This is a genomic window from Massilia sp. METH4 (assembly GCF_037094685.1).
Taxonomy (GTDB): Bacteria; Pseudomonadota; Gammaproteobacteria; order Burkholderiales; family Burkholderiaceae_D; genus Rugamonas.
The window spans coordinates 1591405-1616727 of the sequence record NZ_CP146614.1; the positions used below are offsets into that span (position 1 = coordinate 1591405).

At 64.3% G+C, this 25323-nt stretch carries 24 protein-coding genes; 11 read left to right on the plus strand and 13 right to left on the minus strand.

From position 1 onward, the window contains the following. Positions 1-3: 3 nt before the first annotated feature. Together V6Z91_RS07050 and V6Z91_RS07055 are read right to left on the minus strand one after the other, a co-directional pair. Positions 4-1014, minus strand: a complete 1011-nt coding sequence (locus V6Z91_RS07050) for an ATP-binding protein (protein WP_338768456.1) — start codon at positions 1012-1014, stop codon at positions 4-6. Further along, positions 1014-4133 (minus strand): DEAD/DEAH box helicase, encoded by a 3120-nt coding sequence (locus tag V6Z91_RS07055; RefSeq protein ID WP_338768459.1) that lies wholly within the window; start codon positions 4131-4133, stop codon positions 1014-1016. The genes V6Z91_RS07050 and V6Z91_RS07055 overlap by 1 nt, the downstream gene beginning before the upstream one ends. 173 nt (positions 4134-4306) lie before the next feature. Here V6Z91_RS07055 and V6Z91_RS07060 point away from each other — a divergent pair, with 173 nt between their 5' ends. Further along, positions 4307-6655: a Tex family protein gene (locus tag V6Z91_RS07060; protein ID WP_338768461.1), complete on the plus strand. Its 2349-nt coding sequence runs from the start codon at positions 4307-4309 to the stop codon at positions 6653-6655. 55 nt (positions 6656-6710) lie between these two features. Here the strand turns inward: V6Z91_RS07060 and V6Z91_RS07065 are convergent, their stop codons facing one another. From V6Z91_RS07065 to V6Z91_RS07075, 3 genes are all read right to left on the minus strand, one after another. Beyond that, on the minus strand, positions 6711-7253 hold the full coding sequence (locus V6Z91_RS07065; protein ID WP_338768462.1) for a DUF2812 domain-containing protein: 543 nt from the start codon (positions 7251-7253) through the stop codon (positions 6711-6713). An 85-nt stretch (positions 7254-7338) separates the two neighbouring features. Beyond that, positions 7339-7878: a DUF2812 domain-containing protein gene (locus tag V6Z91_RS07070; protein ID WP_338768464.1), complete on the minus strand. Its 540-nt coding sequence runs from the start codon at positions 7876-7878 to the stop codon at positions 7339-7341. A 13-nt stretch (positions 7879-7891) separates the two neighbouring features. Next, positions 7892-8206 (minus strand): PadR family transcriptional regulator, encoded by a 315-nt coding sequence (locus V6Z91_RS07075; RefSeq protein ID WP_338768466.1) that lies wholly within the window; start codon positions 8204-8206, stop codon positions 7892-7894. A 153-nt stretch (positions 8207-8359) separates the two neighbouring features. Between V6Z91_RS07075 and grxD the strand changes: the two genes are divergently transcribed. Then, positions 8360-8683, plus strand: coding sequence for a Grx4 family monothiol glutaredoxin (gene grxD / locus V6Z91_RS07080; protein WP_338768468.1), 324 nt, complete (start codon positions 8360-8362; stop codon positions 8681-8683). Continuing rightward, a complete protein-coding gene (locus V6Z91_RS07085) occupies positions 8683-9270 on the plus strand; it encodes a UbiX family flavin prenyltransferase (RefSeq protein WP_338768470.1) in 588 nt (195 codons plus the stop codon). Before grxD ends, V6Z91_RS07085 begins: the two co-directional genes overlap by 1 nt. Before the next feature lie 22 nt (positions 9271-9292). Here V6Z91_RS07085 and V6Z91_RS07090 read toward each other — a convergent pair whose 3' ends face one another. Together V6Z91_RS07090 and V6Z91_RS07095 are read right to left on the minus strand one after the other, a co-directional pair. Then, positions 9293-9700 (minus strand): hypothetical protein, encoded by a 408-nt coding sequence (locus tag V6Z91_RS07090; protein ID WP_338768472.1) that lies wholly within the window; start codon positions 9698-9700, stop codon positions 9293-9295. A gap of 290 nt (positions 9701-9990) precedes the next feature. Next, positions 9991-11055, minus strand: a complete 1065-nt coding sequence (locus V6Z91_RS07095; RefSeq protein ID WP_338768474.1) for an MBL fold metallo-hydrolase — start codon at positions 11053-11055, stop codon at positions 9991-9993. 78 nt (positions 11056-11133) lie between these two features. Between V6Z91_RS07095 and V6Z91_RS07100 the strand changes: the two genes are divergently transcribed. The 7 genes from V6Z91_RS07100 to V6Z91_RS07130 all read left to right on the plus strand — a co-directional run bounded on the left by V6Z91_RS07100 (position 11134) and on the right by V6Z91_RS07130 (position 18692). Next, on the plus strand, positions 11134-11541 hold the full coding sequence (locus V6Z91_RS07100) for a MerR family DNA-binding transcriptional regulator (RefSeq protein WP_338768476.1): 408 nt from the start codon (positions 11134-11136) through the stop codon (positions 11539-11541). A 101-nt stretch (positions 11542-11642) separates the two neighbouring features. Beyond that, complete coding sequence (locus V6Z91_RS07105) at positions 11643-12827, plus strand: isovaleryl-CoA dehydrogenase (protein ID WP_338768478.1); 1185 nt, start codon at positions 11643-11645, stop codon at positions 12825-12827. A gap of 49 nt (positions 12828-12876) precedes the next feature. Then, the gene (aceK, locus tag V6Z91_RS07110; RefSeq protein WP_338768480.1) at positions 12877-14643 is read left to right on the plus strand and encodes a bifunctional isocitrate dehydrogenase kinase/phosphatase; all 1767 of its coding nucleotides are present in this window, start codon (positions 12877-12879) and stop codon (positions 14641-14643) included. A gap of 24 nt (positions 14644-14667) precedes the next feature. After that, positions 14668-15867, plus strand: a complete 1200-nt coding sequence (locus V6Z91_RS07115; protein WP_338768482.1) for an acetyl-CoA C-acyltransferase — start codon at positions 14668-14670, stop codon at positions 15865-15867. Next, positions 15867-16535, plus strand: coding sequence for an SDR family oxidoreductase (locus V6Z91_RS07120; protein ID WP_338768484.1), 669 nt, complete (start codon positions 15867-15869; stop codon positions 16533-16535). The genes V6Z91_RS07115 and V6Z91_RS07120 overlap by 1 nt, the downstream gene beginning before the upstream one ends. Positions 16536-16786: 251 nt before the next feature. Further along, positions 16787-17914: an acyl-CoA dehydrogenase family protein gene (locus tag V6Z91_RS07125; protein WP_338768486.1), complete on the plus strand. Its 1128-nt coding sequence runs from the start codon at positions 16787-16789 to the stop codon at positions 17912-17914. A gap of 94 nt (positions 17915-18008) precedes the next feature. Then, positions 18009-18692 carry a response regulator gene (locus V6Z91_RS07130; RefSeq protein WP_338768489.1) on the plus strand — a complete coding sequence of 228 codons (684 nt, stop codon included), beginning with the start codon at positions 18009-18011 and terminating at the stop codon, positions 18690-18692. A gap of 152 nt (positions 18693-18844) precedes the next feature. On the opposite strand, the gene V6Z91_RS07135 is transcribed toward V6Z91_RS07130, so the two are convergent. Further along, the gene (locus V6Z91_RS07135; RefSeq protein ID WP_338768491.1) at positions 18845-19549 is read right to left on the minus strand and encodes a hypothetical protein; all 705 of its coding nucleotides are present in this window, start codon (positions 19547-19549) and stop codon (positions 18845-18847) included. Then, the gene (locus tag V6Z91_RS07140) at positions 19549-20565 is read right to left on the minus strand and encodes a MipA/OmpV family protein (RefSeq protein ID WP_338768492.1); all 1017 of its coding nucleotides are present in this window, start codon (positions 20563-20565) and stop codon (positions 19549-19551) included. The genes V6Z91_RS07135 and V6Z91_RS07140 overlap by 1 nt, the downstream gene beginning before the upstream one ends. 299 nt (positions 20566-20864) lie before the next feature. On the opposite strand from V6Z91_RS07140, the gene V6Z91_RS07145 reads away from it, so the two are divergent. Then, positions 20865-22169, plus strand: coding sequence for an ATP-binding protein (locus V6Z91_RS07145; RefSeq protein WP_338768494.1), 1305 nt, complete (start codon positions 20865-20867; stop codon positions 22167-22169). Here the strand turns inward: V6Z91_RS07145 and V6Z91_RS07150 are convergent. The 4 genes from V6Z91_RS07150 to V6Z91_RS07165 all read right to left on the minus strand — a co-directional run bounded on the left by V6Z91_RS07150 (position 22150) and on the right by V6Z91_RS07165 (position 25280). Then, positions 22150-23064 carry a YihY/virulence factor BrkB family protein gene (locus V6Z91_RS07150; protein WP_338768496.1) on the minus strand — a complete coding sequence of 305 codons (915 nt, stop codon included), beginning with the start codon at positions 23062-23064 and terminating at the stop codon, positions 22150-22152. The two genes, V6Z91_RS07145 and V6Z91_RS07150, sit on opposite strands and share 20 nt — an antisense overlap. Before the next feature lie 61 nt (positions 23065-23125). After that, positions 23126-23704 (minus strand): PIN domain-containing protein, encoded by a 579-nt coding sequence (locus V6Z91_RS07155; RefSeq protein WP_338768499.1) that lies wholly within the window; start codon positions 23702-23704, stop codon positions 23126-23128. Between the two features lie 11 nt (positions 23705-23715). Further along, entirely contained in the window at positions 23716-24180 is a 465-nt protein-coding gene (locus V6Z91_RS07160; protein WP_338768502.1) for a helix-turn-helix domain-containing protein, read from the minus strand. A 137-nt stretch (positions 24181-24317) separates the two neighbouring features. Continuing rightward, positions 24318-25280 (minus strand): LD-carboxypeptidase, encoded by a 963-nt coding sequence (locus V6Z91_RS07165; protein ID WP_338768505.1) that lies wholly within the window; start codon positions 25278-25280, stop codon positions 24318-24320. Between the last annotated feature and the right edge of the window lie 43 nt (positions 25281-25323).

Here is a 25323-nt window from a genome sequence, read left to right on the forward strand (position 1 = left end):
GCTTTACACAGTGACTGGAAGCCAAATCCGGAACTTCTTGCCGCTTTCCGGCAAGTTTTGGACGCCCAGCGTGCCGCCATGCACCTCAATGACGGCTTTTGCCATATACAAACCGATTCCAGACCCGGGCACTGCCGCGGCGGCGCTGCCACGGTAACCCTTGTCGAATACCCGGGCCAGTTCGGCGTCGGGAATCGCCGGGCCGCCATCGGCCACGGTAAATTCGATACCGCCTTCGGCGGCCTTGCCCGTCTGAAGGACGATCGGTGAATCGGGCGGCGTGTACTTGATTGCATTGTCGAGCAGCACGTCGAGGCACATCCGCATGCCTTCCGGATCGGCACGCACCCAGGCCGGCGCATTGCCCGCCTCAACGCGGATGGCCGGGCGCCGCGGGCGCGCATGCGCCGCCGCCGCTTCCAGCAGGGCGGCCGGCGCGATGCCGTTCTCGCGCGGCCGCCGGCCGATCGCCGCCAGCCGTTCGGGCGACAGGTATTCGTCGACCATGGCCAGCAGCCGGTCCACTGCGCCCTGGATCTTGTGATAGCGCTTCGTCGTGCCTTCGTCGTGGCCGCGATCGGTCATCACGAGGCGCTGGATGGCGCCATCGATCGTGGCCAGCGGCGCACGGAATTCATGCGACAGCATCGAGGCGAACTTTTTCTGCTGGCGCTCCAGTTCGCGGCGCGCCGTGATGTCGCGCACCACGCCGACCAGGCGCCCATCCGGCACCACCGTCGATTCGATCTCGAAGGCGGCACCTTCCAGCTCCACCTCGCGCAATACGGTGCGGCGCGTCTCGTCCCCCTGGCGCAGACGCTCCAGCCGCGCCGGCAGATCGGCCAACAACGGTTCGGCGAGCGCCTGGGCTTGGGCCAGCACTGCCTCCGCCGCCCAGCCGAACCGCCGCGCCGCGGCCGGGCTCACGTACAGCAAGCGCCCGGAGTCACAGTCGAGCATCCAGTGGATATCGGTGCCATGCTCCAGCAGCAGTTGATAGTCCGCCCCGTTCATCAATCCACCAGCGGCGCGAAGATCTGCTGCAGGTCTTCCTGCGTCAGCGCCATCTTCTGCGATTCGCCCTCGGCCAGCACGGATTGCGCCAGGTCGGCCTTCTTCTGTTGCAGGACCTGGATCTTTTCTTCCAGCGTGCCCTTGGCGATCAATTTATAGACGAACACCGGCTTGTCCTGCCCGATGCGCCAGGCACGGTCGGTGGCCTGCTGCTCGGCGGCCGGGTTCCACCACGGGTCGTAGTGGATCACCGTGTCGGCGGCCGTCAGGTTCAGGCCCACGCCGCCCGCTTTCAGGCTGATCAGGAAGATCGGCACGGCCCCCTGCTGGAACGCCGCCACCTGGGCGCCGCGGTCGCGCGTTTCGCCCGTCAGTAGCGCGTACGGGATGTCGCGTGAATCGAGCTCTTCCTGGATCAGTTCCAGCATCGACGTGAACTGCGAGAACACGAGAATCTTGCGTTTTTCTTCCAGCAAGTCTTCCAGCATCTGCATCAGGTCGGCCAGCTTGGCCGAGCCGGCCGCCTGTTGCTTGCGGGTCGACAGCGACTTGACCAGCCGCGGATCGCAGCAGACCTGGCGCAGTTTCAGCAGGGCTTCCAGGATCACGATCTGGCTGCGCGCCACGCCCTTGCGGTCGATTTCCTCGCGCACTTTCTGATCCATGGCCAGCCGCACGGTTTCGTAGAGGTCGCGCTGGGCGCCCGTCAACTCCACCTTGCGCACCATTTCCGTCTTCGGCGGCAATTCTTTCGCCACGCAGTCCTTGGTACGGCGCAGCAGGAATGGCTTGATGCGGCGGTTCAGCAAGGTCCTGCGCTGCGGGTCGTCCTGCCGCTCGATCGGATGGCGGAATTGCGAATTGAACGATTTTTCGTCGCCCAACAAGCCCGGGAGCAGGAAGTGGAATTGCGACCACAGCTCGCCCAGGTGGTTTTCCAGCGGCGTGCCGGACAGGCACAGCCGGTGCTTCGCGCGCAGCAGGCTGGCACTTTGGGCCGCCTTCGAGCGGGTGTTCTTGATGTAGTGCGATTCGTCCAGGATCACGAGGTGGAAATCGTGCTCGCGCAGCTTTTCCTCGTCGCGCGGCAGCAGCGCATACGTCGTCAGCACCAGGTCCGCTTCCGGGATCTTGTCGAACAGCTCGGCGCGGTCCTTGCCTTGCAGCAGCAGCGTCTTCAGGCTGGGGGCGAAGCGGGCCGCCTCGTCCTGCCAGTTGCCCATCAGCGAGGTAGGGGCGATGACGAGCGTGGGGTGTGTCATCCGGCCCGATTCCTTCTCGACCAGGATGTGCGCCAGCGTCTGCACCGTCTTGCCCAGGCCCATGTCGTCGGCCAGAATGCCGGCCAGGCCGTATTCGCGCAGGAACTGCATCCACGACAAGCCTTCGGTCTGGTAGTCGCGCAGCGTGGCTTGCAGCCCGGCGGGCGTGGCGACGCGTTTCACCGACGAGAACTGGTTCAGCCGGCGGCCCATCTCGCGCAGCTCCTCGCCACCCGTCCAGTGGAAATTGCCCGTGCGCGCCAGTTCATCCAGCCGCGCCGCGTCCAGCGTGCTCATGCGGACGCTATGTCGGATCTTGTCGTTGAAGTACAGCTCGCCCAGGGTGGCCAGGATGGGTTTGACCCGTGCCCAGGGCAGCGCCACGCGGGTGCCGCCGGGCAGCGTGGCCAGCATCTGGTCCGTTTCGCCGTGCGCCGACAAGGCCCTGGAGGAAAAATCGTTCGGCATGGTGCGGATCATCTGCACGAGCACCGGCAGCAGCGGCACGCGCTCCTCGCCCACCGTGATGCCCAGTTCCAGCTCGAACCAGGCGTTGCCCGTCTCCGCGCCCTCTTCCTCGATCTCGGCATACCACTCGTCGACCGCCGCCATGTCGTAGCGGTATTTCGACGTTTTCTCGACTTGCCAGCCTTCCGCCTTCAGGGCATCGATGCCCGATTCGGCGAAGCGGATCCAGTCGGCCTGGCTGGCCAGCAGCAAGCCGCCGCGCACCGACGACAGCGGCAGCGCCGTGGGCTTGCGGAAGCCCAGCTGCGTCAGCGTTTCCAGCGCCGCAGTCTCGGCCGCCTCGTTGCGCACGATGATCTCGGTGACTTCGCCGCGCTGGCGCACCACGCGCTGCGACGGGTCGAACGACACCCGCTCGCCGTCGTAGTCGTACGACAGCACCGCGTAGTCATGCCATTTCTGCGCCGTGCCATCGGACAGTTGCGCCGCATCGAGCACGAGGATGGGCCGCGGCTTGACGTCTTCGCGCAGGCGCTGCGGCAGCGGCTGCGGCAGCGGCATCAGTTGCTGCAAGCCGTGCGCCAGCAGCAGCTGCGACACCCTCATTTTGTCGTTCGGCATCAGCAATGGAGCCTGAGCAACGAGGGCCTGCAATTCGGCCAGCGGAATGTCGGCGCCGCCCTGGTTCAGGTGCAGCACGCCGCACGACAGATTGTCGATATACCATGGCGGTTCCGTCGGCAGCATGTAGTCGATCTGGTCCGCACCCGCGTGGCGGGTATCTTCGGGGGCCTCGACTTTCCAGCCCAGCCGCAGGCCCTTGCCCTCCTCGCGCCAGGCGAGGTTCGCGGTGCGTTGCTGGCCGGCCTTCATCGGGTAGACGAGGCCGTTGCCGACGTCGGCCCACGAGTTCGCCCACAGCAGTTTTTCCTGTTCGGACAGCATCTGCAGCAGCGCCGCGCCGATCTTGCCCCGCGGTTCCGTGGCGCTGCCCGTTGGCGAATTCGGCCCGGTGCGCATGGCAACGAAGAAGCGCACCAGGTCTTCGTCTCCCGGCTCGAGGAAAGGCGGCGGGGCGGACAGCAGTGAAAACACTTCATTGACGGGGCTGGCGGCGGCCACGTCGCCGTTCGGGCGCAGGCGTGCCTTGTACAGTGCCAGCGCCACGTGGCGTCCACCGGACGTGGGCGCAAGAACGTAGATCAGCTTGTAGCTCGTTTGCTTCGGATCGGGATCGACCGGTGCCAGTTTCGCCTTCGGGTGCGCCGCCGCGTCGACGCGCTGCAACCAGATGGCGACCGCGTACGGCAGCTGGGTGGCCGGCGGGCTGGCAGGAGCGGTGGCGGGGGCGGCGGGAGTTGCGGGAGCTTCGTCGCGGGTCAAATCCATTGGTCGCATCGTTGTAATCAGGACGGTTCAAAAACAGCAACATGCAATATTATCCGCCAACGGCCTTCCTGTGTTTGCTCATCTTCTAACTTATGTTCCAACTTATCGGCATCCATGCCATGACGGGGTGAGCTCCTGTATGATGGAAGGCTTGTCTGTTGAGAATGAAACACATGCTGCCTTCCATCGAACAACGCCTGGCCGCCGAACTGGCCGCCAAGCCGGCCCAGGTGGCCGCCGCGATCGCCCTGCTGGACGAGGGTGCCACCGTTCCCTTCATTGCCCGCTACCGCAAGGAAGCCACCGGCGGGCTCGACGACATCCAGCTGCGCCTGCTCGAAGAACGCCTGCGCTACCTGCGCGAACTGGAAGAACGCCGCGCGACCATCCTGGCATCGATCGCCGAGCAAGGGAAAATGACGCAACAGTTGCAGGATGCAATCCTGCACGCGGAAGACAAGACCCGGCTGGAAGACTTGTACCTGCCGTACAAGCAGAAGCGCCGTACGAAGGCGCAGATCGCCATCGAAGCGGGCCTGGCGCCGCTGGCGGAGGGTTTGCTGGCCGACCCGGCATTGAACCCGGAAACCGAGGCGGCGAAATACCTGCGTGAAGCGTTCACGACGCAAGACGGCAACAACCCCGGCGTGGCCGACACGAAGGCCGCGCTGGACGGGGCCCGCCAGATCCTGATGGAACGTTTCGCCGAGGATGCGAACCTCGTGCAAAAGTTGCGCGAATACGTGCAGGAACATGGCGTGGTGGAATCGAAAGTCATCGAAGGCAAGCAGGAAGAAGGCGAAAAATTCGCCGACTACTTCGATTACTCGGAGCCACTGGCCACCGTGCCCTCGCACCGCGCCCTCGCCCTGATGCGCGGCCGCCGCGAAGGCGTGCTGGACGTGACGCTGCGCCTCGACACGGAAGCGGAAAAGCCGAAATGGGATGCGCCGCACAACCCGTGTGAAAGCCGCATCGCCGCGCACTTCGGCATCAAGGCCACCGGCCGCCCGGCCGACAAGTGGCTGAGTGACACGGTGCGCTGGACCTGGCGCGTGAAGAGTTTCATGCACCTGGAAACCGAACTGATGGGAGCACTGCGCGAGAAGGCGGAACTCGATGCGATCAATGTGTTCGCCACCAACCTGAAGGCGCTGCTGCTGGCGGCCCCGGCCGGCCCGCGCGCCACGATGGGCCTGGACCCGGGCTTGCGCACCGGCGTGAAGGTCGCCGTGGTCGATGCGACCGGCAAGGTTGTGGATACCGCCACCGTTTATCCACACCAGCCACGCAACGACTGGGAAGGCACGCTGCACACGCTGGGCCAGCTGGCGGCGAAACACGATGTGTCGCTGATCTCGATCGGCAACGGCACCGCTTCCCGCGAGACGGACAAGCTGGCGCAGGACCTCATCAAGCGCCGGCCCGAGCTCAAGCTGACGAAGATCGTCGTCTCGGAGGCGGGCGCCTCGGTGTACTCCGCCTCCGAATTCGCCTCCCGCGAGCTGCCGGAGCTCGACGTGTCGCTGCGCGGCGCCGTCTCGATCGCGCGCCGCCTGCAGGACCCGCTGGCCGAACTGGTGAAAATCGATCCGAAGTCGATCGGCGTGGGCCAGTACCAGCATGACGTGAGCCAGACCCAGCTGGCGCGCACGCTCGATGCCGTCGTGGAAGATTGCGTGAACGCCGTGGGCGTGGACGTGAATACCGCCTCGGCCCCGCTGCTGGCGCGCGTCTCCGGCCTGTCGGCCAGCGTGGCGCAAAGCATCGTCAGCTACCGCGACCAGAAGGGCGCGTTCACGTCGCGCGCGGCGCTGAAGAAAGTACCGCGGCTGGGCGACAAGACGTTCGAACAGGCGGCCGGCTTCCTGCGCGTGATGAATGGCGACAACCCGCTGGACGCCTCGGCCGTGCACCCGGAATCGTACCCGGTGGTGGAAAAGATCCTGGCGGACATCAGGAAGGACATCAAGTCCGTGATCGGCGCCACGGCCGTGCTGAAGACGCTGTCGCCCGCGAAGTACGCCGACGAAACCTTCGGCGTGCCGACGGTGACGGACATCCTGAAGGAACTGGAAAAGCCGGGCCGCGACCCGCGCCCCGAGTTCACCACGGCCACGTTCAAGGAAGGCGTGGAAGAGATCGCCGACCTGCGGCCGGACATGATCCTGGAAGGCGTGGTCACCAACGTGGCGGCGTTCGGCGCCTTCGTGGACATCGGCGTGCACCAGGACGGCCTGGTGCACATCTCGGCGCTGTCGAACAGCTTCGTGAAGGACCCGCACACCGTCGTGAAGGCGGGCCAGGTCGTGAAGGTGAAGGTGCTGGAAGTGGACGTCAAGCGCAAGCGCATCGCGCTCACCATGCGCCTGTCCGACAGCGCACCGGCGCCGGGTTCGCGGCCGGAGCAACGGGGCGATCGCAACGATCGCCGCGCCATGGGCCAGCAGCAGAAGAGCCAGTCGCGCGAACCGGTCATGGCCGGCTCGATGGCGGCCGCGTTCGCCAAGCTGCGCGGTTGAGGGACAACCGGATCCTGGCCGTGGCGCGAGGCGCTGCCCGCGCGCGGCAGCGCTATCAGGAATCCTTCAGGCTCAACAGGCGGCCCGCCACGCGGGCCAGCGCGTAGAGCGCCAGCGACATCACGGCCGACGACAGGATCAGCACGCTGGCCCAGGCCAGCTCGTCGTGCCGTTGCAGCGCCAGCGTGCCGCTCACCAGCGTCGGCACCTGGATGGCGGCAATGATCAGCATCGCCACGGCTTGCCGCCGGTAAGTCGTTACGCGGGCCGGGGCGTGCGTGAAAATGTCGCGCGCCTCCCCTTTCGGTGCGCGCCACAGCATCCAGCTCATCGAGTGGCCAGCCAGTTTCCAGCCGGCGGCGGTGGGCGCTTCCGCATAGTGCGGGTCTTCGATCTCCCGGGTGGAAGCGAAGTCGATCCGGTAATCATGGGGTTCCGGCAAGTCGCGGCAAAACGTGTAGATGCCGAACGGCGCCACCGACTCCAGGTGCAGGCCCTGGGCCGACTGGGCTTCCAGCCACCGTTCGATGCGCTCGGGATGCCACGCGGCGCCCAGCTTGAACTTCCTGACCCGCGTCGTGCACTGGTCCCCTTTCATCCGCATATCTCCTGTGCCAATTTCAGAGAGCGCTACCAGCGAATCATGGTAGCACGGAGGCAACTATGCATTGCAGCACAAACGGCTACTGTGCGGGGTCGCGCAAAGCGCGGATGCGCGCCCTCAGCCGTGCAAAAGCATATGCACTGTAGACGGCGACGGCGAGGCATACCGGTGCGGTGACTTTGTCGAGCCCGGAGAGCGGCTCACCGGTGATCAGGTTGGTGACGGGTTTGGACAGCGCCAGCGCCAGCGCGACCAGAATCAGCGCGGTGGTCTTGGCAAGCCGTTCGTACTTGAGCGCGCGCGATGGTGCATCGGTGAACAACTCTGCCGCATCGGCCCGCTCATTGCACCAGAAATAGGTATTGGCACGCTGGGCCGCCATGCGCCAGCCGGCATCGGTCAGCAGTTGCAGATAGTCGACATCGACTCGCGGCCCGGCCGCCACGTCGAGTCGATAGCTGATGCGCAGGGGAGCGCCGCGCCGGAACACATAGCGGCCGAACGGCTTCGCGGAGACGAGATGCAGGCCTTCGGTCGCCATCCGCTCCAGCCAGCGTTCGATCCGCTCGTCGTTCCACCCACCCGTGAAATTCCATTTAGTCACCAATTCCGTGCCCATATGTCTCCCTATTTCACTTGTTTTCCAGGACATGCCGGCCGTGGCGCACCATCGCTTCCAGCCGGTCCAGTTGCGCCGCCGCGGCTGCGCGCCCCTGCGCCGTGATCCGGTAGTACTTGCGCCGCTCTTCCTCGCCCGCCTTTTCGATCAAGCCCTGCTTTTCCAGCGCGGCAAAGGCGCCATACAGCGTGCCCGGCCCGATCCGGACCCTTCCGCCGCTCGCCTGCTCGACCTGCTGCATCACGGCATAGCCGTGCGACGGCTGGTCGAGTGCGAGCAACAGGTAATAACTCGCTTCCGACAACGGCAGCAGCCTGGCAATATCCATCGCTTCTCCTTCACTATATCGTGACCCGATATATCGGCAGCCATAATAGCACCCAGCCGGGGAGGATCGTCACGCCCCGGCCCTGTCCTGCAGCGGGCGCTGGAATGCCTGTAAAATGCCGCTATCCGACATTTTTCTTTTTTCGAGGCAGCTATGAGCGACGTACAACAGTGGATCAAGGAAACCGTGACCAGTACCCCGGTGGTGCTGTTCATGAAAGGTACCGCGCAATTCCCGCAATGCGGCTTCTCCGGCCGTGCGATCCAGATCCTGAAGGCGTGCGGCGTCGAGAACATCGCCACCGTGAACGTGCTGGAAGACGCGGAAGTGCGCCAGGGCATCAAGGAATACTCGAACTGGCCGACCATCCCTCAGCTGTATGTGCGCGGCGAGTTCATCGGCGGTTCCGACATCATGAGCGAGATGTATGAATCGGGCGAGCTGAAGGCGCTGCTGGCCAATAACGGTCAACAGTAATGACCGCGCGGGCGCGGCGGATCGTCGTCGCCATCACGGGGGCCACCGGCGCCGTGTATGGCGTGCGGCTGCTGCAAACGCTGCAAACCCTGCCCGGCGTCGAGACTCACCTGGTGATTTCCGACGCCGCGGTCCTCACCCTGCACGAGGAAACGGGCCTGGCCCGGCGCGAAGTGGAAGCGCTCGCGCACGTCGTGCACAAGGCCCACAACGTGGGCGCCTCGATCGCCAGCGGGTCGTACCAAGCCGATGCGATGGTGATCGCTCCCTGTTCGATGAAAACGCTGGCCGCCGTGGCGCATGGCCTGGCGGACAACCTGGTCGCGCGCGCTGCCGATGTGATGCTGAAGGAGCGCCGCCGGCTGGTGCTGATGGTGCGCGAAACACCGTTCAACCTGGCGCACCTGCGCAATATGACCGCCGTGACGGAAATGGGGGGGATCGTGTTCCCGCCGCTGCCGGCGTTCTACCACCGGCCGCAAACCATCGACGACCTGGTGGATCATACGGTGGCGCGGGTACTCGACCTGATCGGCCTGGAACAGGTCAGCAGCGCCGCCCCGCGCTGGAACGGCCTCACCGGCTAATAGCCGGCCAGGCCGGGCAAGCTTATTTCGTGTAGTTGACCCGCACGAGCATGCGGATGAACTCCCGCGCGATCTGCTTGTGGTGCTCGTCGAGGCGCTGCAGGTCGGCAATCAGTTTCACATCGGCCGATTCGAAACGGGACAAACCGTTCGTCCCGTCCCCCGCCGGTGCCGCCGATTCCGGCCCGCCGAAACGCAGCCATTCCGCCGGCACACCCAGCCACTGGGCAATCATCCGCAGCTTCTCTTGCGTGGGAATCGCCTCGCCTACCAGCCACTTGCGCGCCGCGTGTACCGTGATCGGCCGCCCCTCGAACCGGATATTGAATTCCCGCGCCAGCCGGGTCGGGCTGTCCGGAGAATAGTGAGCATTTTTTAAAGCCTGTTGCAGCCGCTGGCTAAAGCTTTCGCGTTCATTCGAAGAATTCATAGTTGCACTATTTCACGTCACGATCTGAAAGTCAGTCTCAAGCGTGCTCAGACCAATTGTGACAGATTTGGGGAGGCCAAAATTAACATTGTAACCTCCAATCAATCACCCCCGCCAGTCCCCAGAGCAACTTTTTTGCATATTTTTCGGGCAATGGGGCCGGTGCGATTGCCAGTCGTGACAGCCACAACTGTTGAAACCGGCACAACAATAGGGACGTCACGAGACAGAGGAGTGTTATCTTCACTTCCCCGGCTCGTGCATCCCTAAATGAATTCGTTGTGGGACCGCTACTTAGCCCGTGCGGTCGTGGGTTTCATCTTGAAACGTATGATGCCGCCACTATCCGTTTCACGGCGCACGATACCGTCACGCCATAATTTATGGAGATGCGCGAGTGCTTCGCCGAGCGCGAAGCTGAGCATGTGGGCATCGAGCGGGCGCCGGAACATCAGCGGCACGATGTCGGCCGCCGAACAGGGTTGGGCGCAGGCGGCCACCACTTCTTCCAGCCGCGCACTGTGGTGATCTCGCAACTGTTGTATGCGCGTATGCACGCCGCGGAAGGGCTTGCCGTGGGCGGGCAGCACCAGCACATCGTCCGGCAGGCCGGCGAAGCGTTCGAGGGAGTCGAGGTACTGCTGCAAGGGATTGCCTTCCGGCTCGACCGCGAATACGGACACATTCGTGGAAATACGCGGCAACACCATGTCGCCGGCGATCAGCACGTTCAGCCGGGGGCAGTAGAGCGAGGCATGCTCGGGCGAATGGCCGAAGCCGGTGATAACGCGCCACCCGTGCCCGCCGATATCGACGTGCTGGCCATCCTGGAGGCGGAAATACGACGCCGGCACGGCGGGCACCAGCGAAGGATAGTAGTTCTTCCGGCTTTGCATCTTTTCCAGCATGTCCGGATCGGTCAGGCCGTGGCGGCGGAAATGTTCGACGGCACCGGTGCCGTCGACGCCCGGCAGCGCGGCCGCCATCATGCGGGTAAAGCCATATTCTCCCGCCGTCATCGCCAGCGGCGCGTTCCAGCGGCGGCACAGCCAGTCGGCCAGGCCCACGTGGTCGGGGTGGCAGTGGGTGACGAGCACGCGGGCCAGTGTCTTGCCGTTGAAGTGCGCCGCCATCACCCGTTCCCAGCCGGCGCGGCTGGCATCGGTGGACGCGCCGCAGTCGACGACCGTATACGTGCCGTCCAGGTCGTCGAGTAGCCACAGGTTGATGTGGTCCAGCGCGAACGGCAGGGGCAGCCGCAGCCAGCGGATGCCCGGCCCCACATCGATGGCGTCGCCAGGCGCGGGCACGGTGTCGCCGAACGGATAATGGAGCTGGGCTTCGAGCGGGTTCATCGATCCTCCGGGGGTGCGGTGCGCTACAATGTGCTGTCGTATTGACGTTACGTAAACGTTAGCAACCCATTGTAAGCCATGCCGACCTATACCATCACCGAGCTGGCGCGCGAGTTCGATATCACGCCGCGCGCCATCCGCTTCTATGAAGACCAGGGCATCCTGGCGCCCTCGCGCGAAGGCGCCGGCGGCCGCAACCGCGTCTACACGCCGCGCGACCGCACCCGCCTGAAACTGACCTTGCGCGGCAAGCGGCTGGGCTTGTCGCTCTCCGAAATCAAGAGCCTGGTCGACATGTATGAAACGCCGAAGGATACGGCGGCGCAGATGCACCGCTTCCTGGCCGTGCTGGCCCAGCACCGTGAAACGCTGGAGCAGCAGCGCGAGGATATCGAAATGTCGCTGGCCGAGATCGCCGCGCACGAGGAAGAGTGCCGCCGGCTGCTCGCCGCCCAGGAGAATGGCGAACGGCTGGCCAACGGCTGAGCGCATGAGGGTCATCCGGCCCTTGCCTGCGCGGCACTTTACGTTTACGTTAACGTCATTCGAAACGCATCGACAACATTTAACGAGAAGACGAGGAAGACATGCTGCATCTCCCAGGCCTGACCTTTGACCACGGCGAGGACATCGCCGCGCTGCGCGAAGCCGTGCAGCAGTTCGCCGCGGCGGAAATCGCTCCCCGCGCGGCCGACATCGACCGCACCGACCAGTTCCCGATGGACCTGTGGCGCAAGCTGGGCGAGCTGGGCTTGCTCGGCATTACCGTCGGCGAGGAATACGGCGGCGCCAACATGGGCTACCTGGCTCACATCGTGGCAATGGAAGAGATTTCCCGCGCTTCCGCCTCCGTCGGCCTGTCGTACGGGGCGCATTCCAATCTGTGCGTCAACCAGATCAAGCGCAACGGCAATGAAGAACAGAAGCGCAAGTACCTTCCCAAGCTGATCTCGGGCGAGCACATCGGCGCACTGGCGATGTCCGAACCGAACGCGGGGTCCGACGTGGTGAGCATGAAGCTGCGCGCCGACCGCCGCGGCGATCGCTACGTGCTGAACGGCACCAAGATGTGGATCACCAACGGGCCGGATGCGGACACGCTGGTCGTGTACGCCAAGACCGACCTGGAAGCGGGCCCGCGCGGCATCACGGCCTTCCTGATCGAAAAAGGCTTCAAGGGCTTCTCGGTCGCGCAAAAGCTCGACAAGCTGGGCATGCGCGGCTCGCACACGGGCGAACTCGTGTTCGAGGATTGCGAGGTGCCGGAAGAGAACGTGCTGGGCGGCGTGGGCAAGGGCGTGAACGTGCTGATGTCCGGCCTCGATTTCGAGCGCACCGTGCTGTCCGGCGGGCCGCTGGGGATCATGCAGGCGTGCATGGATGTCGTGGTGCCCTATGTCCACGACCGCAAGCAGTTCGGGCAGGCGATCGGCGAGTTCCAGCTGATGCAGGGCAAGCTGGCCGACATGTACTCGACCATGATGGCCTGCAAGGCCTATGTGTACGCAGTGGGCCAGGCCTGCGACCGCGCCGCCGTGCCGGAACAGGTGCGCGCGCTGCGCAAGGATGCCGCCGGCGCGATCCTGTACAGCGCCGAAAAGGCGACCTGGATGGCCGGCGAGGCGATCCAGGCGCTGGGCGGCAACGGCTACATCAACGAATACCCGGTCGGACGGTTGTGGCGCGACGCGAAGCTCTACGAAATCGGCGCGGGCACCAGCGAAATCCGCCGCATGCTGATCGGCCGCGAATTGTTCGCGGAGACGATGTAATTGCCTTCAAGCGGGCTGGACACGGGCTGGACAATACCAATACGCGACGATGACCGAGCCCGCCTTCCCCAAACTGCTGTCCTCCCAGATCGCGTTCGACATCGCGCGCGCGATCCTCGACGGCTTCGACAAGCACTACCGCCTGTTCCGGCAGGCCAGCCGGAATGCGCGCGGCTATTTCGAACGCGGCGAGTGGGCGGTGGCGCAGGAAGCGGCGCGCGAGCGGATCGGCTACTACGACCGCCGCGTGCAGGAATGCGTGCATGCGCTGGAGGACGACTACGTGCCCGAGGACCTGACCGATGAAGTGTGGCGCGAGGCGAAGCTGCACTACATCGGCCTGCTGACGTGCCACAAGCGCCCCGAGCTGGCGGAAACGTTCTTCAATTCCGTCTGCTGCAACATCCTGCACCGCAGCTACTTCAACAACGAATTCATCTTCGTGCGGCCCGTGGTGTCGACCGAATACATCGAGACCGAGGAACTGGCGCCCACCTACCGGGTGTATTACCCGCAGGCGGACGGCATGCGCTTCACCTTGTCGCGCATCGTCACGAATTTCCAGTTCGCCACGCCGTTCGCCGACCTCGGCCGCGATATCGCCCGGGTCGAGGCACGGCTGGCCTCGTTCTTCGACGACATGGCGCCGAACGCGCAGTTCCAGGTGCTGTCCAGCCCGTTCTTCCGCAACAAGGGTGCCTACCTCGTGGGCAAGGCCGTCAATGGCGACCGGGAGCTGCCGTTCGCGCTGCCGATCCTGCATGGGCCGGCCGGCAAGCTCGCGCTCGATACCGTGCTGATGGGGGGAGAGCCGGTCGAAGCGCTGTTCTCGTTTACGCGCGCGTACTTCATGGTGGACATGGAAGTGCCGTCCGCCTACGTGCAATTCCTGCGCACGCTGTTGCCGCGCAAGCCGCGCAGCGAAATCTACACGGTGCTGGGCCTGCAAAAACAGGGCAAGACGGCGTTCTACCGCGACTTCCTGCAACACCTGAAGCATTCCTCGGACCTGTTCGAAACGGCGCCAGGCATTCGCGGCCTCGTGATGCTCGTGTTCGCCCTGCCCTCCTTCCCCTATGTGTTCAAGGTGATCAAGGATTTCTACCCACCGCCGAAGGACACCACGCGCGCCCAGGTGAAAGAGAAATACGTGCTGGTGAAGAACCACGACCGCGTGGGCCGCATGGCCGATACGCTGGAATACTCGAACGTGGCCTTTCCGCGGTCGCGTTTTTCGGAAGCGCTGGTGGCGGAGCTGAAATACTACGCCCCGTCGCTGATCGAGGAAGAAGGCGATCAGCTCGTGATACGCCACCTGTATATCGAACGGCGCATGACGCCGCTGAACATCTGGCTCACGCAGGCCGAGCAGAGCGGCAACGACGCGGAACTGGAACACGGCGTCATCGAATACGGCAATGCGATCCGCGACCTGGTGGCGGCGAACATCTTCCCCGGCGACATGCTGTACAAGAACTTCGGCGTGACGCGGCACCGCCGCGTGGTGTTCTACGACTACGACGAGATCGAGTACATCACCGACTGCAATTTCCGCGCGATTCCGCCGGCCCGCAACGAGGAAGACGAAATGGCTTCCGAGCCGTGGTATCCGGTGGCGAAGCACGACGTCTTCCCCGAACAGTTCGGGCAATTCTTACTCGGCAATCCGAACATTCGCCGCTGCTTCCTGCGCCACCATGCCGAACTGCTCACGCCCGAATGGTGGCAGGCCCGCAAGCAGCGCATCAAGGGCGGCATCGTCGAGGATGTCTTTCCGTATCCGCAAGCAATCCGATTCTGTAATTCCACGGCCTGAGGCCGTCCTCACTGGAGATAAAACATGAATGATCCGATCGTTATCGCCGGCGCCGCCCGCACCCCGATGGGTGCCTTCCAGGGCGATTTTTCCAGCCTCTCCGCGAACGACCTGGGCGCCGTGGCGATCCGCGCCGCCGTCGAGCGCGCGGGCATCGCGCCGGAACTCGTCGAGCACGTGTATTTCGGCAATTGCCTGATGGCGGGGCAAGGCCAGGCACCGGCGCGCCAGGCGCTGCTGAAGGCGGGCCTGCCCACGTCCACGGGCGCCGTGACGCTGTCGAAGATGTGCGGCTCGGCCATGCAGGCGGCGATCTTCGCGCACGACCAGCTGGTTGCGGGCAGCGCCGATGTCGTGGTGGCCGGTGGCATGGAATCGATGACCAATGCTCCCTACCTCGTGCCGAAGGGCCGCGGCGGCTACCGCATCGGCCACGGCATGCTGTTCGACCACATGATGCTGGACGGCCTGGAAGACGCCTACAGCAAGGATGAAAAATCGGGCGGCGGCCGCTCGATGGGCACGTTCGCCGAGGAATGCGCGACGAAATACGGCTTTACGCGCGAGCAGCAGGACGCCTATGCGATCGAATCCGTGAAGCGTGCCCAGGCGGCCGCGACCGGCGGCAAGTTTGCCTGGGAAATCGCCCCGGTCACGGTTGCCGGGCGCGGCGGCGAAACCGTCATCGACAAGGACGAGGGCCCGGCCAAGGCGAAGCTGGAAAAGATCCCGAGCCTGAAGCCCGCGTTCAAGAAGGATGGCACGATCACGGCCGCTTCGTCGTCGTCGATCAACGACGGCGCCGCCGCGCTCGTGATGATGCGCGAATCCACGGCGAAGAAACTGGGTGCGCCCATCCTCGCGAAACTGGTCGGCCATGCCACCAATGCGCTGGCGCCCAATGAATTCACCACGGCGCCCGTGGGGGCGATCAAGAAGCTGCTGGACAAGAACGGCTGGAAGGAGTCGGACGTGGACCTGTTCGAGATCAACGAGGCGTTCGCGGCCGTGCCGATGGCCGCCATGCACGAGCTCGACATTCCGCATGCAAAGGTGAATGTGCATGGCGGCGCCTGCGCGCTGGGCCACCCGATCGGCGCTTCCGGCGCGCGCATCATCGTGACCCTGCTGGGCGCGCTGAAGGAGCGCGGCGCCAGGCGGGGCGTGGCGGCGCTCTGCATCGGCGGCGGCGAGGCAACGGCCGTCGGCGTGGAGCTCGTGTAATGGCGGTGGCGTTGATCATCGGCGCGTCGCGCGGCATCGGGCACGAGCTCGCGCGCCAGTACCTGCGCGACGGCTGGCGCGTGATCGCCACCGCCCGCAAGGCGGACGATAGCGCCGGACTGGCCGCGCTGGGGGCCGAAACGCATGTGCTGGACGTCAACAACGTGGAAGCCGTCGCCGGCCTGGGCTGGAAACTCGACGGCGAACACATCGACGTGGCAATCCTGAACGCGGGCGTATACGGCCCGCGCCATGACGGCTTTCCCGTGCAGGCCGATTTCGACAACGTGATGCACACCAATGTGCTGGCGGCCATGCGGCTGCTGCCGATCGTCGCCCCGCTGGTGGCCGCGGCGGGTGGCAAGCTGGCCGTGATGTCGTCGAAGATGGGTTCGCTCAGCGAGCGAAACAGCGCCAGCGGCTCGCTGTACCGCGCCAGCAAGGCGGCATTGAATTCCGTGCTGATCGACACCGCCCTCACCTTCGGCGCACAGGGCGCCACTTGTGTGGCCCTGCATCCCGGCTGGGTGCGCACCGACATGGGCGGCACCGGCGCCGACCTGGCGCCGGAGGACAGCGCCAGCGGCATCCGGGCCACGCTGGCAGCCCTGCCCGCTTCCGCGACACCCGTGTTCGTCAACTACGACGGGCAGCGGATCGGGTGGTAGGCCGGTAAAAGGGCCGGGAGTGCATACTCGAACCCCAAAAGCAGGAACCGGGGTCAGGAAGGAGTGCTCGCTTGTAAGCGAGCACCGCTACGCCGGCAAGGAGCGATGCTCCTTGAAGATGCAGCCCTGCAGGGCTGCATCGTTCCGCAGGCGCGGAGCATGCTCCGCGAAATCCCTGCTCCACCCCCGGCTACGCCCCAGTGGGCCTGACCCCAGGGTTACGCCTCTGGGTTAATAAAAATGGAGACACCATGGTATTGAGCGAAGAACACGGCATGATCCGCGACGCGCTGCGCGACTATGCGCGCGAGCGCCTGGCGCCGCAGGCGGCACGCTGGGACAGGGAGCACCACTTCCCCCGGGAAGAGTTGAAGGAACTGGCGGCGCTGGGCGCATTTGGCGTAGCGGTGCCGGAGGAATATGGCGGTGCCGGCCTCGACTACGTGTCGCTGGCGCTGGTGCTGGAGGAAATCGCCGCGGGCGATGGCGGCACGTCGACGATCATTTCCGTCAACAACTGCCCCGTGTGCAGCATCGCGATGATGTATGCGAACCCGGCGCAGAAGGAGCAATGGCTGAAGCCGCTGGCGAGCGGCGCCATGCTGGGCGCCTTCTGCCTGACGGAACCGCACACGGGCAGCGACGCTGCCGCGCTGCGTACTACCGCCACGCGCGATGGCGATCATTACGTGCTCAACGGCGTCAAGCAATTCATCACATCCGGCAAGTACGCGGACGTGGCGATCGTGCTGGCCGTGACGGACAAGGCGGCCGGCAAGAAAGGCATCAGTGCATTCTGGGTACCGACGTCCGCCCCAGGCTACATCGTAGCCGGCCTCGAGCAGAAGATGGGCCAGCATTCCTCCGATACCGCGCAGATCGTGTTCGACAATTGCCGCATCCCGGCGGAAAACCTGATCGGCGAGGAAGGCATGGGTTACAAGATCGCCCTCTCCGGACTGGAAGGCGGGCGCATCGGCATTGCCTCGCAGTCGGTCGGCATGGCGCGTGCCGCTTTCGAAGCCGCGCTCGCCTACGCGAAAGACCGTGAGACATTTGGGCAACCAATCTTCCAGCACCAGTCGGTACAATTCAAACTCTCCGAGATGGCAACGCAGATCGAGGCGGCGCGCCAGCTGATCCTGCACGCGGCGTCGATGAAGGATGCCGGACTGCCCTGCCTGAAGGAAGCGGCGATGGCGAAGCTGTTCGCCTCGGAAATGGCCGAGCGCGTGTGCTCCGATGCGATCCAGGTCCACGGCGGCTATGGCTATGTATCCGACTTCCCGGTGGAACGGATCTACCGCGACGTGCGCGTGTGCCAGATCTACGAGGGCACTTCCGACATCCAGAAACTGCTGATCGCCCGGTCATTGTGAGTTGTCGCGAAACTGTAGTGGTTTTGTCGCCCCACGTCGCCGGATGATCTATTTTTGCCATTGCTCTTATACAATAGACAAATAGGAGATTGCTATGTATCGAGTGATGCTGGTGGAAGATGATGCCCGCCTGGCCGACCTGGTCACGGAGTATCTGGCGGGCTATGAATTCAAGGTGGAGGTGGTGTCGCGCGGCGACGAGGCGCTGGCGCGCTTCAAGGCGAATCCACCGGATATCGTGGTGCTGGACCTGATGTTGCCGGGCCTGGACGGCATGCTGGTGTGCCGCCAGTTGCGCGACATTACCAAGGTGCCGATCCTGATCATGACGGCCCGCGAAGATTCCTACGACGAGGTATCGCTGCTGGAACAGGGGGCGGACGATTTCATCAACAAACCGGTGCAGCCGCGGGTGCTGCTCGCCCGCCTGCGCGCCCTGTTGCGCCGCGCCCAGGGCAAGCAGGCCACCGACATGCTGACCTTCGGCGCCCTGTCCATCGCCACCAGCGACCGCACGGTCACGTGGCGCGGCGAACCCTGCGTGCTGAGCAATACCGAATACAAGCTGCTGCTGGTGCTTGCCGAATCCGCTGGCACCGTGCTGTCGCGCGACGCCCTGCTGAAGAAGATGCGCGGCATCGAATTCGACGGCCTGGACCGCAGCATCGACAACAGCATCTCTAAACTGCGGCGCAAGTTCGACGATGCCGATTCCGAGAAGATCAAGACCGTGTGGGGCGAGGGGTACCTGTTCTCGCCGTCGGCCTGGTCGCAGTAAATCGCCGCCGACAGCGAACGAAGTCCGGTGTCGGACACTATTCCCGCAGGGAAAAGTGTCCGACACCGGTTTTCCGCGCTTCACCTCACTCGATCACCGGCGTTCAGCACGGCAACGCGTTGTAACGACGCCATGGCCGGTTTTAGCCAGCCTCACTCGATCACCGGTGCAATCGCGACCGGTGCATTCTGGCTGATCACCTGCACCTTCTCCGGCCACTCGGCAAAGCGGTACACCATCACCCGGAAATTCGTGTTCGCATCGCCATCGAACGCGGCCCCCACCCCAACCGGCAAGGCCGATTCGCGCAACGGATCGCGCACGCGCACCGCGGCGTCGCTCTTCGGCAGGAAAGCAAAGCGCACGCCGGCGCAGTGGCGGTTGCCGTAGCCCGGGTCCGTATAACGCATGTATTGCAGCGCCTGGTCGCAGGCGGCGCGCAGGTCGGCGCTTTCGTAGAGTCCGTCGACCCGCGGCACGATCGAGATCCGCGGGCCGAACGTGTAATCGCCGATCCGGCGGTTCAGCAGCAGCATTGCGTTCTCGTCGTACGCCGCTTTCAACAGCGGGAAGGTGGTGCGGCCGGTGGCATCGAGCGGCAGGTTCAATTGCGTGGTGCGGCCGGACAGCGTCAGGCGCAGGCCTTCCAGGGACTGGCTGCCATCCTTGGGCGCCACCTGGTAGTGATTCTGCAGCAAGTTCTTCGCCTTGCCGTATTTCGCGAACGTGACCATGGCCCGGTAGGCGTCGCGATAGCTGACCCATCCCGCTTCCTGCGCCTGTGCCGCGCCGCCGCCCGCGTACAGGGCGAGCAGCAACGGGACAGAGGCGGCGAGGAAGCGGGGCGAGGCCATCATCAGAACCGGTAGACCAGCGCCGTCGACAGGGAGACATTGGTCGGCCGCTCAACGAGCGGGCTCTTCTTCGCATCGCCCATCAAGCGGCTGAGCTGCAAGCCGCTGGTCAGCATCCAGGCCGGCGACAGCGCCCAATTCCAGCGCGCGCCCACCCGCACGTCCGCGATACCGCCATCGGGATGGTATTCCGGGTTGATCCAGTAGGACTCGGCCTCCTCGCGGCTCACGCCGAAATACGCCATGTTGTAGGCGCGGTTGACGAGCGTGAGGCCGGCCGACAGCGCCAGCGCGTGATGCGCCGCGATGTCCTGCTGCAGGTGCTGCAAGGCCACGTGCACGCGCAGGCCATTCCTGCCGTTGCCGGCGCCGTACAGCGCATTGGTAGCCAGCCTGATCCGCGGCGTAAGGTAGAAATTGGCGAAGCCGCCGTACAGCACCCGGCGCTTCATGTGGTGCATGCCTTCCAGGCGGTTGATGGTGTTGTCCGCCTCGATCCCCTCGCCTCCCACACCGGAATCGGACACGCCCTCGGCCGTGTCGCCGGGCGGAACTTCATCCACGGGTCCCGGCACCGAGGTATCGGGCGAGAATCCGTCGTCGGTCCCCGGCTGGGAGGTGGCCGGAGGGAATCCATCGACAGGAGCTGGCAGCGAAGTGGTCGGGCCGCCCGGATCGCCGGCACCGTCGCCCACCGTGCCCAGGCGGAGCATCCTCGTACCCGATGCATCACGCCCCGGCGCCAGTGCCAGCAGCGGGCCGTATTCGACGGAGGGGGAACCCGACAGATGCATGCCGATGCTCGTCCCCGAAATGAAGATGCCATTGCTCCATTCGATCTGGAGCATGGGCAACGCGGTCGTGCGCCGGTCCCGCGCTCCCTCGTAGCGGGGGGCGTACTGGGCACCAAGGCCTACATACATATCACGGCTACCGTCGGGCATGGGATTGGTGGCAGGGGTTTGCGCATGGGCCGCGCCGCATGCGCCTGCGAGCGCAAGTACGAGAAACTTGACCATGTGTGCATTCTCAAAAAGCAATGCCTCCCATTTTATATGGCTTGGGGCCGAAGATTGAACACAGTCAAGTAAGAGTGTGTGACGACACTATTCCGCGCAAGCCGCTCCGCTCGAGCATGACCGACGGCGCCGCAGTGGCATGATCGGCGAAGAGGTATGGGCGCATCGCTAGCTCCTGGAAAACAAGTCTTGCCATCCTATCCAGCGTCACCCGAAACTGTCCGCACACACATGTCGGCTTTTTGTCATAAATTTGTCGGCACAGGTTTTCAAGGCATTGTTTCTTATACAATTGCAACATGAACCGCCTGTTTCTACGCTTCTTCATCCTTGTGATGCTGTCGATCAGCGTGGCGGCCTTCATCGTGTACTTCACCATCGACCGGCTGTTCGGCGACCCGCTGGCGAACATCGCCCGCAACCAGGCGGCGGCACAGATCTTCCTGCTCGAGCAATACGTGGACCAGGCCCCGGCGGACGGCTGGCTCGACCGCCTGAACAAGGTGCGCGAAGTGTCGGAAGTGCGCTTCGACCTGATCCCGAACACCAGCGCGCGCGAGCAACTGTCCACGGCCGAGCGCGAGGCCTTCGACCGGGGCGAGGTGGTGATCGACCTGGCCAGCCGCTCGCTGTACCGCCGCGTCGACCTGACCGGGGACAAGTACATCGGCAGCGACGAAGAAGCGATCCACGCGCAAAACCTCCCGATCGACATCAAGGTGGCCTTGCAGATGGAGGCGGTGCGCTACCTGATCGTGGCGCTGGCCCTGCTGGTGCCGATCGGCTTCTGGTCGCGCGCGCACTGGCGGGGCTTGCAGCAACTGATGAAGGTGGCGGACGAGTTCGGCGCCGGCCAGCTGAAAGCGCGCGCGGAAATGAAGCACGGCGACAGCATCTACCCGCTGGCCGAGCGCATCAACCACATGGCGGGCCGCATCGAAACACTGCTCGAGTCGCAGCGCGGCCTGCTGCACTCCGTATCGCACGAAATCCGCACGCCGATCGCGCGCCTGGAATTCGCCTTCGAGCTGTTGCACGACACGGCCGAAGACACGCTGCTGCAAAAGCGCATCGGCAGCATGCAGGATGACCTGACGGAACTGAAGTCGCTCGTCAATGAGCTACTGGGCATGGCGCGACTGGACAGCGACCAGCCGCTGCGCTACGAAACCTTCGACCTCACCGAGGCCTTGCGCAGCTGCGCCAACTCGCTGCCGCCCGCGACCGTATCGCTCGACGTTTCGGTGCCCGACGGCATGGGCACCTACTACGGCGATTGCCGCCTGCTGATGCGCGCCACCGGCAACCTGCTGCGCAATGCGCAGAAATACGCGAACAGCAAAGTGGCGCTCTCCGCGATCAGCAAGCTGGGCGGCGTGACGATCACCGTGGATGACGACGGCCCCGGCATTCCCGAAGAAGAAAGGGAAAGGGTGTTCGAACCCTTCTACCGGCTCGACCGTTCACGCGACCGCAACACCGGCGGCTTCGGGCTGGGCCTGTCGATTGCCGGCAAGGCCGTGTCGCTGCACGGCGGCAAGCTCACGATCGAAACCTCACCGCTGGGAGGCGCCCGTTTCACGATCAGTTTGCCCCCTGCCTAGGCGCCGTCAGCTGGGTGACGACGTCCGGCGCGCCGTGCACCACCTTCTCATATTCGGCAATCACCTGCGCGCCGAACAGCAGCAGCGTGGCGCCGATCTCCAGGCTGAACATCACCACGATCGCCGTCGTCATCGACCCGTACACCACGTTCACCTGCGACAGCGTGGAGAAATACCAGACGAGCACATGCCGCGCGATTTCCCACAGCACCGTGGCGGTGACGCCGCCGATCAGCGCATGCTGCCAGCTCAGCCGGCCGACCGGCATCACCATGTAGATCGACGACAGCAGCAGCACCTCGCCGGCCAGCCCCAGCATGTACAGCAGCGCGCCCGACAAGCCCTGCAAGGACCATTCGACACCGAACAGGCGCACGCTTTCCGCGCCGATGACTTGCAGGCTGCCCGCCACCAGCGTAACGATCAGCGCACCAATGCCCAGGCAGAGGATGTAGCAGTAAGGGAGGATGGCCGAAACCAGGTAATGCCGCCGCCGCACGGCCACGCGATGGATGAAGATCACGCACATCGCGTTTTCCAGCACCGTAAAGGCGAGCGAACTGAAGAACAGCATCGTCAGCACGAGGAACCAGCCGACCAGGTCGCGGTGGTCGAGGAAATGCGCGACCTCGTCCACGATGGCGCGCGACTGGCCCGGCACCAGCCATTCCAGGTAATGGCCGATCGTCTCGATGAGCTCGGCCGGATCGATCACGTGCGACAGCGCCACCACCACCAGCATCAGCAGCGGCACGATCGACAGCAGCGAGTAATACGCCACCGCGCCGGCCAGCAGCAGGCCCTGGTTCGCGCGGAAGCCTCGCAGGCATTGCAGCGCGAACCGCAGCGGATGGCCGAGCACGACGGCGACAGCCTGGCGGTTGAGGATTGGCATGATGCCGATTCTAGCGAGGCTGTTGCCGGCGCGACGCCCGGCTGAGCGGGGCCGGTGAAAGCTAAATCAGTTCGATAGCCTTGCGGAGCAGGATGCAGGTTTGTGCGAGACCCTGCTGTTCATAAGTCGCGATGAACTCCTCCGCGGTCTTTGCCGGCTTTTTCAACCGTTCGCGGCACGCCTTCACGATGCCGAGCATCCCGATCGGGTCGAGGGCGTACTGAGCAACCAGAAAGTCGTCCGGGTGCAGAATTTCGATCTGATGCGACGCGACCGATTTCTCCGGAAAATCCTTCAGGTTGAAGGTGACGATCGCATTGGCATGCCCGACGATGGCGCTGGCGAGCACGTGCCGGTCATCCGCATCAGGAAGATGGAGAGACTCGATCAGGTATTCGTAGTTTTCGACGAGGCAGTCTTCGACCGCGCTATTCATCAACTCGACAGCCCTGGCAAGCTGTTGTGGTGTCAGGTCAGGTCTTTTCGCCAGCAGGTTGCGCGTCCATTCGTCATGGATGCGCTCCGTCCAGCGGGCACGGAATACTCCCTCGGCCGCAAGGCTGATAAGCAGGTCACGCAGCGGAGCCGGATACAGGACGCAAGCATCCAGCACGGCCGTGTACTGGTAGTAGCCTGCCATCAGCTGCCCCGTTAGTATCCCATATCGAGCTCTTGTGCCTGATCGGCCAGTTCCTGCAAGGCCTTGTGCGACGCTTGCCGTCGTGCTTCCTTGTATGCGACAACATCTTCGAACCGGATGCGCCGGTGCGTTCCAACCTTATGGAATGGGATTTTTCCTTCATCCAGCAGGCGTACCAGATAGGGGCGGGATACGTTCAGGAACATTGCCGCTTCCTGCGTCGTCACATCCAGTTCCTTGGGCATAATGGCGACGGCTTTACCTTGCGCCAGCGAACCCAGCATGTCGGCGAAAAGACGCAGCACTTTCGGAGGGAGCTTGAGTTGCGGCGCATCTTCGATGTTCTCCGCACCTTCCGCAACGATCGCGATATTGACTGCGCGTGAATGATCCAATGCACTGACAATGCAACGCTGAGCCGCCTTGGCAAGCTCGACTTCTTCCTTGCTGTCCAGCCGGTCGGTCACTTCGGACATTTTCATCTCCTGTTACTCGTGCAAAAAGCTACCTCGCAGGAAGGCGGGGCTTGACTCGAGGCTACGACTATCTACAACTTTTCTAGTTGTAAATGAATTCTACGAAATTAACGAAATAAACGCAACCAACGGTACGATTACCGCACCGCCCGCTCCAGCAGGGTCAACGTCTGCCGCCCCGTATCCATGCGCGCCCGGATACCCATCGGCAAGGTGAATTGATGCCGGATGTGCCCGAACGACCATCCGGTCACGGCCGGGATCGCGAGCGGCCGCAGGTGCTGGTCGGTGGTTTCGTCCAGCGTGAGCGAGGGGCCGTCGCCGGCAGGGCCGCAGCCTTCGAAGATGCCGAGCATGATGCCGGCGGCGGTGCGGAACGGCTGGTTCAGGTCCAGCTGCATCATCATGCGGTCGACGCGGTATGGTTCCTCGTTCACTTCCTCGAGGAACAGCAGCGTGTCGCGGATATCGGCTGCGTAGGGCGTGCCGGCGAGCGCACTCACCAGTGCCAGGTTGCCGCCCATCAGGCGCCCGCTCGCCGTACCGGGCACCACGGTGCGCAATGCGTAATGCGCGTTGTCCGGCTCGTAATAGGCCTTGCGGCTGTTTTGCAGCGCCATCGGGATCACGTATTCGTCTTCCGGCCGCATCAGCACGTTCAGCAAGTGTTCGGCGGAGTAACCGGACAGCGTGGACATGCCCACCGGGCCGTGGAACGTGACGAGCCCCGCATACTGATGGATGGCGAGGTGCAGTGCCGTGATGTCGGAATACCCGACCAGGATCTTCGCGTGGCGCCGGATCAGCGCGTAGTCGAGGTGCGGCAGCAGCTGCATCGCGCCCGAGCCGCCACGGATCGCCCAGATCGCCTTTACGTCGGGATCGGTGAACATGCCGTGCAGGTCGTCGCGCCGGTGCTGCCAGGGGCCGGCGTAGTTGCCCAGCACTTCTTCCAGGTAGCGGCCCAGCTTCACCTTGAAGCCGAGCGCCGCGGTGTTGGCGATGGCCTTGTCGATCGCCGCGCGCGACACCTGGCCGGCGGGGGTGACGAGGCCGATGGTGTCGCCGGGCAGCAGCCGGGGCGGTTTGATCAGTTGCATGGGTTTTCGCTGCGGGGACGAACGGGGCGCCGCCACCGCGGGA